The 12779-nt window shown below is 67.9% G+C and carries 9 protein-coding genes; 6 read left to right on the forward strand and 3 right to left on the reverse strand.

What is annotated here, in order from left to right:
* The first annotated feature begins 605 nt into the window (after positions 1-605).
* Positions 606-2162: an MFS transporter gene (locus tag ABT106_RS06320; protein ID WP_351273237.1), complete on the forward strand. Its 1557-nt coding sequence runs from the start codon at positions 606-608 to the stop codon at positions 2160-2162.
* Positions 2163-2333: 171 nt separating this feature from the next.
* On the opposite strand, the gene ABT106_RS06325 is transcribed toward ABT106_RS06320, so the two are convergent.
* Entirely contained in the window at positions 2334-3095 is a 762-nt protein-coding gene (locus ABT106_RS06325) for a class I SAM-dependent methyltransferase (protein WP_351273079.1), read from the reverse strand.
* 290 nt (positions 3096-3385) lie between these two features.
* Between ABT106_RS06325 and ABT106_RS06330 the strand changes: the two genes are divergently transcribed.
* Both ABT106_RS06330 and ABT106_RS06335 read left to right on the forward strand, forming a co-directional pair.
* Positions 3386-4603 (forward strand): cytochrome P450, encoded by a 1218-nt coding sequence (locus tag ABT106_RS06330; protein ID WP_351273081.1) that lies wholly within the window; start codon positions 3386-3388, stop codon positions 4601-4603.
* Between the two features lie 100 nt (positions 4604-4703).
* A complete protein-coding gene (locus ABT106_RS06335; RefSeq protein WP_351273084.1) occupies positions 4704-5477 on the forward strand; it encodes a thioesterase II family protein in 774 nt (257 codons plus the stop codon).
* A gap of 160 nt (positions 5478-5637) precedes the next feature.
* Here ABT106_RS06335 and ABT106_RS06340 read toward each other — a convergent pair whose 3' ends face one another.
* The gene (locus tag ABT106_RS06340; RefSeq protein ID WP_351273087.1) at positions 5638-6633 is read right to left on the reverse strand and encodes a TauD/TfdA dioxygenase family protein; all 996 of its coding nucleotides are present in this window, start codon (positions 6631-6633) and stop codon (positions 5638-5640) included.
* Positions 6634-8051: 1418 nt separating this feature from the next.
* On the opposite strand from ABT106_RS06340, the gene ABT106_RS06345 reads away from it, so the two are divergent.
* Positions 8052-9032, forward strand: a complete 981-nt coding sequence (locus ABT106_RS06345) for a nuclear transport factor 2 family protein (RefSeq protein WP_351273090.1) — start codon at positions 8052-8054, stop codon at positions 9030-9032.
* A gap of 216 nt (positions 9033-9248) precedes the next feature.
* On the opposite strand, the gene ABT106_RS06350 is transcribed toward ABT106_RS06345, so the two are convergent.
* A complete protein-coding gene (locus ABT106_RS06350) occupies positions 9249-10502 on the reverse strand; it encodes an MFS transporter (RefSeq protein WP_351273093.1) in 1254 nt (417 codons plus the stop codon).
* A gap of 333 nt (positions 10503-10835) precedes the next feature.
* On the opposite strand from ABT106_RS06350, the gene ABT106_RS06355 reads away from it, so the two are divergent.
* Both ABT106_RS06355 and ABT106_RS06360 read left to right on the forward strand, forming a co-directional pair.
* On the forward strand, positions 10836-11597 hold the full coding sequence (locus ABT106_RS06355; protein ID WP_351273096.1) for a class I SAM-dependent methyltransferase: 762 nt from the start codon (positions 10836-10838) through the stop codon (positions 11595-11597).
* A gap of 221 nt (positions 11598-11818) precedes the next feature.
* Positions 11819-12751 carry a LysR family transcriptional regulator gene (locus ABT106_RS06360; protein ID WP_351273099.1) on the forward strand — a complete coding sequence of 311 codons (933 nt, stop codon included), beginning with the start codon at positions 11819-11821 and terminating at the stop codon, positions 12749-12751.
* Positions 12752-12779: the final 28 nt, after the last annotated feature.

The following is a 12779-nucleotide window of genomic DNA, read 5'->3' on the forward strand; positions in this document are numbered from 1 at the left end:
GCCCTGGTCCTCGCAGTCGGGGCGCGGGGGGGGGGGCGCGGGCGCCCGGCCGCCCGCCCGCCCCCCCCGCACCCCCCCCCCCGGGCGGCCGGGGGGGGGTCGCGGCCGGGGGCCCGCCCTGGTGTGCGTTCCGCGCGGCCGGCCTGACGGCCGGCCTGGCGGCCGCGCACCACCGCTGCGCCAGGCACGGGCTCGCCCGCGTGCGGCGCCCGCCGCCGCGCTGAAGCAGCCGACGGGCCGCTGGAGTTACCAGCCTTCACCACGGCCTCACATCTCTTCACATTCGACTCTCTCGCACCACGCGGAATGTCGGACCAAAGTTCAATTGACACTCAGGCGCAATATCGCGTAAAACACATTTCAGCATCGACCGATTTTGGCTGGGATCCAGCGCAACTTTTGTACACACCCGTGCATTTGAGGGGCAGAGGGGTTCCGGGTGCACATCGAGCCGATCATCGACACAGGGCAGGGAAATCTCTTCTGCCGGGATCTGACCTCGGATCTGTTCGAATTCCATGAGCTCCGCTGCAGCGAGCTCGTGTCGGGCGGCTCCATCCCCGGGGAACCGGTTCCGGCCGCGCGCTCCCGCGCTTCTCGTGATCATGCGGGTGGAGAGAACCGGTACACGGTCGTGGCGTGGGAAAAGTCAGATCCGCCAGCATCTGGAAGGGACCGGCGTAGTGTCAAATTATCTGGAGCGGACAGGCGACAGACCAGAGTCTGATGTCCGGGACAGCGTGGTCCGAGGACCGCTGTGGTACGTCGCGGCAATAGCGTGCGTCGCGCACTTCATGGTGCAATTCGACAACGCGGTCGTAAGCATCGCACTTCCGACCATTCAGCGCAGCCTCAGTCTGGATCTGAGCGGGCTCCTGTGGATCGTGAACTCCTACAACCTGGGAATCGCCGGGTTCCTCCTGCTCAGCGGTCGGCTCAGTGACCTCTTCGGCCGGCGAGAGGTCTTCCTCGCGGGACTCTGGGTGTTCACCCTCGGCAGTGTGCTGGGTGGTTTCGCGCAGAACGGCTGGCAGTTGATCGCGGCCCGGGCCTCTCACGGAGTCAGTGCGGCGATCCTCCTTCCCTCCTCGCTCAGCTTGATCATCGCTGCGTTCCCGGACAGGAACCAGAGGAACCGCGCGATCTCCATCTGGGGCGCGGCCAGCATCATCGGCGGCGTCACCGGGGCCGTGCTCGGCGGTGTACTGACCCAGCACTGGGGCTGGCGTTCGACGCTGTTCTTCTGCCTGCCGATCGGCTGCGTGCTGCTGGTCTTCGGCACGCGTACGCTCACCCACCGGACGACGGCGCGTCCCAAGGTCCCGTCACTGGACATACCGGGAGCGCTCTGCGTGGTGGGCGCGGTGACCGCCGCCGTGTACGCCACCATCGGTCTCAGGAAGCATGCATGGCAGTCCCCCGAGACGATCGTGCCGTTCACCCTGTCGATCCTTCTCCTGGGGGCGTTCGTCCTCATCGAGTCACGCGCGAAACAACCGATAGTCCCGCTGGGCATCTTCAGATCCCGGTCTATCTCGATGGCCAACCTGGTGTCGCTCGTGGCCACCATCTCCATGAGCGCTCAGGTCATCCTCGTCCTGCTCTACATACAGAAGGTGTTGGGCTACAACCCGCAGGAAGCCGGCTTGGCCGAACTTCCCGGTGGCCTGACCACGTTCATCGTCGCCTTCCTGACCGCACGACTGGTGAAGCGGATCGGTGCGCGGTCACTGCTGATCGTCGGTCTGCTGGTGTACGCGGCCGGCGTCGTGTGGATCGCCCGCGTGCCCGTCGACAGCGGCTACTTCAGCGCCGTCTTCTTCCCGATGGAACTGCTGTGCCTGGGCATGGGACTCACTCTTCCCTGTCTGACGATCACGGCCACCGCCGGCGCTCCCAAGGACAGCGCGGGTCTCTACTCGGGAGTGGCCACGACAACGCGTCAGATCGGCAGCGCCGTCGGTGTCGCCGTGTTCGTCAGCTATGCCGCGGCGGTGACCGCGGACGCCACCGGAACGTCTCAGGCCGTACTCGCCACCGGCTACCGCTCGGCACTGCTCGGCGCTGCCGCCGTTTCCGTCATCGCCGCCCTGATGTCGCTCGCGATCCCCAATGACCACCTCCGAACGGTCCCCGGCGACAAGCCGTTGATCACCTCGTAGGGGCTGCGGCCCCACCGGTCCCGGCCGGTGGTTCACGAGCACTCGGAGAGGGTCGCCGCCCGCCGTGGTGCGTTCCGCCTAGGAACGCACCACGGCGGGCGGCCGGCGGTTCCGGGGGCGGGGGCCCGGGCGGGCGGGCGGTGCGCTTCCGCCCCCGCACGAGCACGGGTGTCAGAGCAGCGTGGCGGACATCAGATAGGTGGAGAACGTCATGCTGAACGCCCCGCCGAAACGGTCGATGGTGCCGCCGATCTCGTCGAACAGGTTCTGCCGTACATCGGCCGGCAGCGCCGCGTGATCGGTGTGCGTGCCGAGTTCGTCGATCCACTGGTCACGCGTGTAGGTCGCACTCCACGGAAACGACCTGGCCGGCTCCTCCACCATGTGCGCGAAGGCGCGGGGTGATCCGGTCACCACACTGAAGTCGAGCGGCAGGTCGCTGGACCGGCTCACGGCATAGCCGAGGGTCATCTTGGGCGAGTCGGCCGGGAGAACCCGCTCATAGGCGGCTGCCAGCGCGTCCGCGAGATCGTCCGGGTGGTGGCCCGCGCTCCAGAACAGGCAGAGCCGGCCGCCCGGCCGGATCACGGAGGCGGCTTTCAGCGCGCTGCTGAACGGATCCATCCAGTGCCACGCCTGGGCGCACGTGACCCGGTCGAATGTGCGCCCCGCCGAGTCCCATGTCTCGAACGGAGCGAGTTCGGTGACGATGCCGTGCTGTTCGGCGACGGCGCTCATCCCGGTACTCATATCGAGCCCGATGACATCGGCGCCCCGGCTCTTCATCTGCCGCGAAGCGATTCCGGTACCGGACCCCACATCGAGCACCGACAATTCTTCGGAAACGTCGCCCAGGATCTCGTCAATCACATCATCGGGGTAGCTCGGCCTCGATCGGTCGTACTGTTCAGCCATCTGGTCGTACAGTTTCACCCGGTCTCGCCTGTCCATCGATTCCCACCCCTCTTGATATATCCTCACACGCTTAATTCACTCCTATCAAATCGCATTCGTACATGTAAATTGAACCTTCGTCCACTGGTATTTCATTCACGAGACGGGCAGGATCTCAGCGTGTGCGGAAATATCCCGCTCGATTCAGAGGAACATTCTTCACTGCCGGCCAGTCATGGCCGCGAGCGAGGTTCCGAAGGAATTTCCATGTGTGACCGGAGTCCCGCGTCTCGCCTCGGACCAGCGGCGTGGACCGAGAGGAGCAAGTGGTGACGGAATCCAGCCAGACAGCACTAGGTTCTGAGAACGAAGAGGACTACTCCGTTCCAACGGTGGTACGCGAGTTCTGGCGGCAGGCTCCCGTCCGGGAGGTCACCACCGAGGACGGTGGCACGGCCTGGCTGATCAGCGGTATGGCCGAGGTACGGACCGTCCTCTCCGACCCCCGCTTCAGCAGGGCGGAGGCACACCGCCGCGGCGCGGGAACCGGCCGCGCGGCGGTCTTCTCCCGGCCGGGGATGCACGACCTCGACCCGCCCGAGCACACACGGTTGCGCCAGGCCGCCGCATCGGCGTTCAGTGTCCGGAGAATCCGCGCGCTGCGGCCGCGGATCGAGCAGATCACCGGCGAACTGCTCGCCGGGATACACGACGCAGGACCTCCCGCCGACATCAACGCCGAGTTGTGCTTTCCGCTGCCCGTCGCGGTGATCTGCGAGATTCTCGGCGTGCCCTATGAGGACCGGCACCGCTTCCGCCCGTGGTCGGAACTCATCACGTCGACCAACGCCTACCCGCCGGACCAGGCCATGGAAGCCCGGCGGGCACTGGTCGCGTACATCGCCGAGCTCGCAGCCGACGTACAACGGTGCCCGGAAGGCAGCCTGCTGCGGGATCTGGTCACCGCGCGCGACGTGGAGGGCCGGCTGAACGAGGAGGAAGTCGTCCAGATCGTCTTCGGTGTGCTGGTCGCCGGGCACGAGACGACGGCGAACATGCTGGGCAAGGGCCTGGTCGCGCTGCTGGATCACCCGGACCAGTTCGCGGCGGTGCGCGCCGACCCCTCGCTGGTGCCCTCCGTCATCGACGAGGTGCTGCGGTACGTGGTGCTGAGCGCGAGTACCGATCCGCACGAAGGACTGCACCTGGTGACGACGTGTGAGGTCGAGCTGGGCGGCGTCGTCATTCCCGCGCACAGTGTGGTCCTGGCCAGCCCCAGCGCGGCCAACCTGGACCCGAGGGCCTTCCCGGAGCCCGATCGGTTCGACCTGGGACGGGCCAATGCCGGGGACCACGTGGCGTTCGGGCACGGAATGCACCGTTGCCTGGGCGCCCAACTCGCCCGGCTCGAGCTGGAAGTGGCCTACACCGGGCTCCTGCGCGAGTTTCCCGGGCTGAGGCTGGACGTACCGGTCGACAAGCTCACGTACACGAGCGGGATGATACTCAAGGGGCTGCGAGCGCTGCCCGTCACGTGGACCACCTGAAGAGGCGACTCACCCTTCGCGAACCGTCCACGGTGTGACGGTCGGCCGCAGTGGCCGTCACACCGCCGGTGCCAGCCCGAGCCGATCCGGAGTTCCCCACGTGACCACGCGCAGCGAGAACAGGGATCTGTGGATCCGCCGCTACCACCCTGCCGACGACAGTGCCGTCCGGCTGCTCTGCCTGCCGCACGCGGGTGGCTCGGCCAGCTTCTACTTCCCGGTCTCGCGATCCCTCTCACCGCGGATCGAGGTGCTCGCCGCACAGTACCCGGGCCGTCAGGACCGGCGCATGGAGCCCTGTCCCGAAAGCATCGCCGAACTGGCCGACGGTCTCCTGCCGTTGCTGGTGGACGAGTGGGCCGACCGGCCCCTGGCGCTGTTCGGTCACAGCATGGGCGCGTTGCTGGCGTTCGAACTGGCCGGTCTGCTGGAACAGCGGGCGGGGATCGTTCCGGTGATGCTGTTCGCCTCGGGCCGCCGGGCGCCGTCCCTCCTCAAACCGGAGGACGACGTGCACATGCTCGGTGACGAGGCTCTGCTCTCCGATGTCAAGCAGCTGGCCGGCACGGACAGCCGGGTCCTCGGCGACGACGAGGTGCTCCGCATGGTGCTGCCCGCGATCCGCAGCGACTACCGGATCACCGAGCTGTACCGCCCCGAGCGGGTGCACCGGGTGAGCTGCCCGGTGATGGCGCTGGTGGGCGACCACGATCCCAAGGCGGAGCTCGACGACACGCGAGCGTGGCAGCATCACACGAGTGGTGCGTTCACCATGGAGGTGTTCCCCGGGGGCCACTTCTATCTCACCGAGCAGGCGCCCCGGCTGATCACGCGGATCGACGACGTACTGACCGCGGTGCTGGCGGACCGCTGACGTCGACCGGGGCAGCGGCCGGACGGGGAACCGGGCCGGCGTCACGTGGTGCCGTCGCTCGGGAGCGGGCGGCGACAGCGCGGCCACCCGCTCCCCCCGGCCACGAGGGCCGCCCGTTCCAGGGCGCCGTCGAGCCGGCCGAGCACTGAGGGCATACGGCTCAGGACATCTGCTCCTGGGCCGCTCGGTCGCTCCTGTCGAAGAACGTCGAGGCGAAGGGCGGCTCCGACCCGAGACCGGGTCCCTCGATCGCTTCCGACTCCAGCCCGTCCGGTCCTACCGGCACCTCTCCGATCAGCGTCACGCGGTGCAGCACCCGCTCGACGTCGAGGTGGTCGAGGTCACGCGGAGGAATGTGGCAGGTAGCCCGGTTGTCCCAGAAGATCACGCTTCCCGGGGCCCACCGGAAGCGGACGGTGTACTCGGGCCTGGCGATCTCGTCGAACAGGTAGCCGAGAATGAGACGGCTCTCGATCGGCGACGTCCCGACGATGTGGTCGGTGTAGATCGGGTTCACGAACAGGGCCTTCTCCCCGGTCCGCGGGTGCACCCGCACGACCGGGTGGTGGGAGACCAGGGCGTTCTCCTCGGCGCGCTTCTGGAATCCGGCCACGCTGGGCTGCGGCATTCCGGACCAGTTCGCACCGTAACGGTGCTCCGCGCGCAGCGAGTCCACGAACCTCTTGAACGGCTCCGAGAGGCCCTGGTAAGCGGCCACGAGGTTCGTGTACTGCGTATCGCCGCCGTAATTCGGCAATACCTCGGAACGCAGGATCGCCCCGGCCGGCGGGTTGACGAACGGGGTGAGGTCGGAGTGCCAGCCGTTGTTCCCGGCATAGGCGTACGAGCGCTGCTTCCGCGTGGCGTCGCCGCCGAGCAGCTTCTCGAAGCGCCGGTGCTGGATCGTGTAGATCTCCGGAGCATCCTTGGGCGGCTCGTGGTGGGGGTGACCGAAGGTCAGCTCACCGAACTGGCGCGCGAACGCGGTGTGCGTCACATGGTCGAGGTGCTGATTCCGGAAGATGATGACCTTCCATTCGTCAAGCGCCTGCTGGATGGTACGGATCGACTCGGCGTCGAGCGGGCGGGAGATGTCCACGCCCTCGATTTCCGCACCGATGCGTCCGGCGGCAGGGTTGACGGTGATGCCAGTCATTCTGCGGTATCTCCTTGAGTATGGCGGCGAGGCGGGTCTCCGCTGCCGCGTTGTAGAGCGGGATGCCACTGTCGTCGGGCAGCCTCCCGCCCCGGCCTTCGGCTGGGCTGTCCGCTGGTGTCCGGGCACGGTCCGTGGAGACTCCGCCGCTTCGACGCACAGGGGAACACCGGTCGCCTCGACCCCCGGTCCGCAGGGTTCACGCGTTCGGCCGGTTCGCCCAGTACGCCTTCACGTCCTCAACCGGACGGCAGAGGCACCACCGCCGCCTGGCCGGGCCTCCCCCCGTGCCTCGAATCTCGGACAGGCCGTTCAGGGATTCGCCGCCTCATCGTGGCCGGCCCCCGAATGCGGCGTAGCGGGTAAAGCCCCGCCTCTGTCCGTGGAAATCAAAGGATCCGGAATGCATGGTCGGGAACCGACCGTTTCCGATCGACGGCCCGATCGCCTGCCCACAATGGATTAATGGTCTCCCCATTCCCACCCATGGAATTCCCTGTACAAATCAGCAGCTTACGACCTCCGAGGAGCAGCGTGAATGGGACCTTCGTGCATGCAACGTGCGACGGCTTTGGCCGGAAGGCAGCGGCGTGACCGCACGGTCTCCGCCCCGGCGTGGACGGCTGCCGGGCCCGGGCGTCTCCTCGGGTGAAGCAGCCGGCCACGAGGCCGCGTGGCCGCTCCACCAGCCGATCGGCCGCTGCGCCGGGCCACCCCCCGGGGACGTACGGTCCGGAACCCGGTCGGCGGGTCCCCCACCTCCTGCCCCACTTGGCCGAAAGGGACGGCTCGCCTCGCACCTCGTACCCGGTGCGCCCGGGGTCGACGGGCCTCGAACGGCCGGCGGACGGGTCGGGCGGATTCCCGTCACACCGATGTGACCCACCGCGGCGGGCAGCACAAGACCCACCTCCGGTGTGCCGGAACGCGTACGGCCGGAAAGGTCTGCCAGGTCGCGGTGTCCGGTACCCCGCGCCGCGACCCGGTGAACCCTTTCCGGTCACAACAGCACCTCCTGGGGACACACAACGCCCCGGCGGATTCAGATCCGGCCCGGCCGAGTACGGCGGCGACACCGCAGAGGTCCGGGGACGTTCGGCGAAGCAGCGCGGTCGGGCCGACGGGCTCGGACACCGGCCCCCGCGCAGCGGAGCGTGATGCCGCCGGCCACCCGCCTCCGGGAGCAGCCGCTGACCGGCCTCTGCCCTCGGTGACGTTTCGCCGCGCTGAAGATCAGTTCAACGTGTATCGAGAGCTTTCACCTGAACGGACCATTCCGGCCATCAGGCCGACTACGCTCCTACGCACCGAACTTCGGCTGAATCCCAGCGGTAGAGGCAGAAGCACGGCCTGCTCCACCTCGTCTCGGACCAGCCCGTTTTCGCGGGGTGAGTCCAACCACCCCTTCGTTGCAGCGCTTGGAGACCATCGTGATGCTCAGCACCACCCTGTTAGCCCGGAAGACCGTCGCCACTCTGCTGGCCGCAGCAAGCATCACTGCCCTGGCCGGTTTCGCCCCCGCGTACGGCGCCTCCGCGCCGCTCCGCGGCGGTGTGTCCACCATCGACTCCCAGCACACGGGCCACCTCGCCCAGGAGCGCAACAAGCTCACGGCCGTCCACGTTCTCACCCAGCTCTACGAACGGGCTAACCTGCGGGTCGCGGACCGGCACATCCGTGCCGACTACATCCAGCACAGCCCCGCCATCGCCGATGGCCGGGAAGCGTTCAAGAACTTCACCCGCGACCTGCACACGCGCTACCCGAACTTCAAGTACAACGTGAAGCGGGTGCTCGCCGAGGGCGACCTGGTCATGGTGCACGCGAACCCGGTCAACGAACCCGGCACCCGCGGCGTGGCGGTGCTCGACATATTCCGCTTCGACGAGAACGGGAAGATAGCCGAGCACTGGGACACGGTCCAGGACGTGCCGGCGACCACGGCCAACGGCAACGACATGTTCGGCACGGTCAGCAATCCGAACACGAACCAGCCGAGCGGGCCGGCCTGGCAGACCCCCTTGAGCAGAAGGGTCGTCGTCGGCTACTTCAACACCCTCCTCGTCGACAGAAACCCCGACGCGGTCGCGTACCTCGACCCGAAGCTCTACCAGCACAACCCCGCCGTTCCCAACGGAACGACCGACATGCGCGAGCACCTCACCACGTTCTTCCAGCAGTTTCCGAACGTGACCGCGGACCTGAAGCGAGTCATCGCCGACAAGGACTACGTCGCCGTGCACTTCCGCTACCGTCTGCGCCCCGAGGACACCGGACAGGCCATCATGGGCATCTTCCGCGTGGAGAGGCAGCCGAACGGAGAGCTGAAGATAATCGAGCACTGGGACGTCATCCAGAACATCCCGGCCACCTCCGCCAACGGCAACACCATGTTCTAAGCCCTCCCCGATCGCCCGCGCGGCCCGTTGCCAACGGCCCGGGCCACGAGGCGCTTCCACGCGGGTAGGGGCGATCCATGATCAGCGAGTCAGCTCACGGCCGTCCTGGGCGCGCCCACGACCGTGCACGCCTCTCTCGCGGTCATCGGAGGCGGGCCGGTCCTCGCGGAACAACAGAGGACCGGCCCCGCTTCCCCTACCCCCGCTCCGCTGGAATCACACGGACTTTCGAACAAGATCGCCGTCCTGTTCGTGAGCCAACGGCGCGGGGCCGGGTTCGCGGGGCAGCAGCAGCGGGCTGGTGAGGATGGCGAGTCCGGCGACCGCGAGCGCGATGCGCGGACTGGTGACTTCCGCCAGCAGCCCTGCCAGCGCGGTGCAGAGCGCGATCCCCGCCTGCTGGCCGATCAACCATGCCGAGAGCGTACGGGCGACCTTGTGGCCGGGGGTCTGTTCGAGCCGGTAGGTGGCCACAACCGGGGTGTACAGACTCATGCTGAAGATGATCGCCAGCTCGACGGCGATCACGGTCACGAGGCCGACGACACCGGGACCGACGAAGACCAGCCCGATCAGCCAGATCACGCGGAGGGCGCCCACGGTGCGCAGCACACGGTGCTGTCCGTAACGGGCCACGGCACGGGGCGCCAGTCGGGAGCCGATGAGCCCTCCGATACAGGGGACGGCGAAGGCGAGGCCGTACTGCCAGACCGGGAACCCGAGCTCCCGCAGCAGGAGCACGGCCAGCAGCGGTTCGGTGGCCATGACGAGCCCGGAGACGAGCATGTTGTTGAGGAAGAGGGCGCGCAGACCGGGGTGCGCCATGATGTGCCGCCAGCCGTCCAGCAGGTCGTCGGCCCGGAGCCTCTTACCGCCCGATCTGCGCGGTGTCTCCTCCCGGCCCCGGATCGCGGTGAGGGCGAATGCCGAGAACAGGTAGCTGACCGCGTCGACCATGATGGTGACGAGGGGGCCGAAGAGGCCGACCGCCGCACCGCCCAGGGGTGGTCCGATCGCGATGGAGCTCCAGTTCGTGGATTCGAACCGGGCGTTCGCGACGAGCAGGTCGTCCGGCCGGACGACGGTCTGGAGGTAGGCGCCGCTGGCCGCGTGGAAGGCGATCTTGGTGGCGGCGACCACGGCCGAGGTGACGAGCAACTGGACGAAACTGAGCCAGCCGAGGGCGTAGAAGAGCGGAACGCTCGCCATCACCGCGAACCGGACCAGGTCCATCACGATCATGACGGGGCGCTTGCGCCGGTACTCCACCCAGGGCGCCAGGGGCAGCGCGATCAGCGCGCCGACGGTCGGGCCCACCGCGGACAGGGCGGCGATCTCCGCGGTACTGGCGTCCAGTGCGAGCAACGCGATCAACGGGAAGGCGCCGAATCCCAATCCGGAACCGTAGGCGCTCACCGCATAAGCCGCCCACAGCCAGTTGAACTGCCGGCCCAGGGATCGTCTTGCCATGAAGTATCAGCCCTTCCCCTCACTCGCGGCTCGCGCCTTTGGGCTCCACGCATCAAAGCAAGGCTGCGGACCCGACACAAACAACCGATCCTTCGAACAAATACAACCATTCGTTGGGTCTGTGGAAGTGCGCGAACCAACAGTTGTACGAGCAGGCAGAGGAGTCCGTGGAGTGGGCGGAAGGGTCGCCGTCCGCCGTATGACGCTTGGCGGAAAATATGTACCAAGGTTCACTCTACGCAGTTCATTTGGTGCGATAGGACTTAAGGTGTGACGTCGAGCGAATCGGCGAGTGGGCGCGCACAATGCGCATTGTTGCGAATGGGATGGTTCATGAGTAATTCGGGCGAGGGACAACAGCGCGGAACGTCGTTCGGGTCGAATGCGGCCGCGTACGCCGAACATCGGCCGGACTACCCGCGCGAGGCCATCGAGTGGGCTCTCGCCCCGCTCTCGGGCCGGGGGCAGTTGACGGTTCTCGATCTGGGCGCGGGTACCGGGCAGCTGACCAGGGGCCTGCTGGACCTGGGAGCGAAGGTGCTCGCCGTGGAGCCCGACGCGCGCATGCGGTCCGAGCTGGTCCGCAGCCACCCCACGGTCGGGGCCCATCCCGGCACGGCGGAGGAGATCCCACTGCCCGACGCGTCGGTCGACGCGGTCCTCGTGGGCAACGCCTTCCACTGGTTCGACCAGGAGCGCGCCTTCCCTGAGATCGCGAGGGTGCTGCGGCCCGGCGGGGTGGCCGCCGCGCTGTGGAACGACGACGACGCGCGCGCGGACTGGATCGCCGGCCTGGCGGAGATCTTCGGCTGGGGGAAGACCGCGTCCCCCGTCGAGCGGGTTCGGCAGCACCCGCTGTTCAAGGACCTGGAGCACACCGACTTCCGGCATGGCCAGCGCAGCACCACCGACTCGATGGTCGCCCGCATGGGAACCCTCTCTCCCGTGCTGGCCTTGCCGGAACAAGAGCGCGTCGAGCTGCTGGACCGTATCCGCCGGCATCTGAACACCCATCCGGACACCGAGAAGGGTGAGTTCGATCTGCCGATCGTGACCTCGGTGACCCGGGCGGAGCTGCGCGGAGCGAACGGCTAGGGGTTCCCCCACACCGCCCGGTCCCGCGTCCGTCGGCGCGGCGCCGGTGGCGGCCGTGACGGCCGGTGATCCGTGCGACCGGATCTGTTACTCCTGCCCTGCCCGGTGGGCTGCGCCGGGCAGGGCAGCGTGCGTCGCTCCGGCTCCACGTGCGGTTCTCCGGCTCCGACGGAAGGAGGGGTGCGTCACGGCGCCCCTCGCGGGGGAGTAGGTTCTGCTCCGTGGATCTCAATGCCGTTCGTACATTCGTGGCTGTCGCCGACAGTGGTCAGTACCAAGCCGCTGCCGACCATCTGAGGATCACCCAGCAGGGAGCCTCGAAGCGAGTGGCGAGCCTGGAGAAGGAACTCGGCGTACGGCTCTTCACACGGGTCGCCCGAGGTGTCCGGCTCACCGTCGACGGGCAGGCACTGCTACCCCGCGCCCGGGAGCTGCTCCGTGCCGCCGAGCGCTTCACCGCCGCGGTGTCCCCGACCCCCAGGCCCCTGCGGATCGATGTGATCGGCCGGCGGATCGCACCCTCCAACATCCTTCGGGACTTCTACCGGGAGCACCCCGACATCGAGCTCGATGTGGTGACCCTGGCCAATGCCGACACCACGACGGCGATGGCGGAGATCAGCGCGGGAACCCTGGACGCCACGTTCAGATCCCTCCGGGCTTCCACCCTCGTGGTCCCTGCGGGGCTCCGGTCATCCCGGGTGATCGACGACCGTCACGAACTCCTGGTCGGCCCACTGCACCCCCTGGCGAACGCCAGGACCGTGACGCTGGCTGAGCTCGCCCACCATCCCGTATGGATGCCGGGCATGGCCGATGCCGAGCCGATGGGCTACTACGAGGACCTGGCGAAGACGTTCGGACTCACGATCGACACGATAGGGCCGAGCTTCGGCGTCGAAGCCCTCCTCACCGAGATCGCCCACTCCAGCCGGCTCGCCACCTTCGTCGGCGAGGGCTCCCGGTATCTGTGGCCCGAGAGCTACGACCTCTGCCGGATCCCCATCGTCGACCCGGCCCCCGTCTACCCCCTGTCGGTGATCTGGCGAGCGGACAACCCGCACCCCGTACTCGCCGCCTTCCTCGAGTACCTGCACGTCAGGTACCGGACGACGGCCCGTGACGATGTCTGGGCCCCGGCCTGGGCAGGCTGATGACGCGGCGGTCCAGGCCCGGCCGGCC

Source organism: Streptomyces sp. NPDC002044 (genome assembly GCF_040296725.1).
GTDB classification, from domain to species: Bacteria; Actinomycetota; Actinomycetes; order Streptomycetales; family Streptomycetaceae; genus Streptomyces; species Streptomyces antarcticus.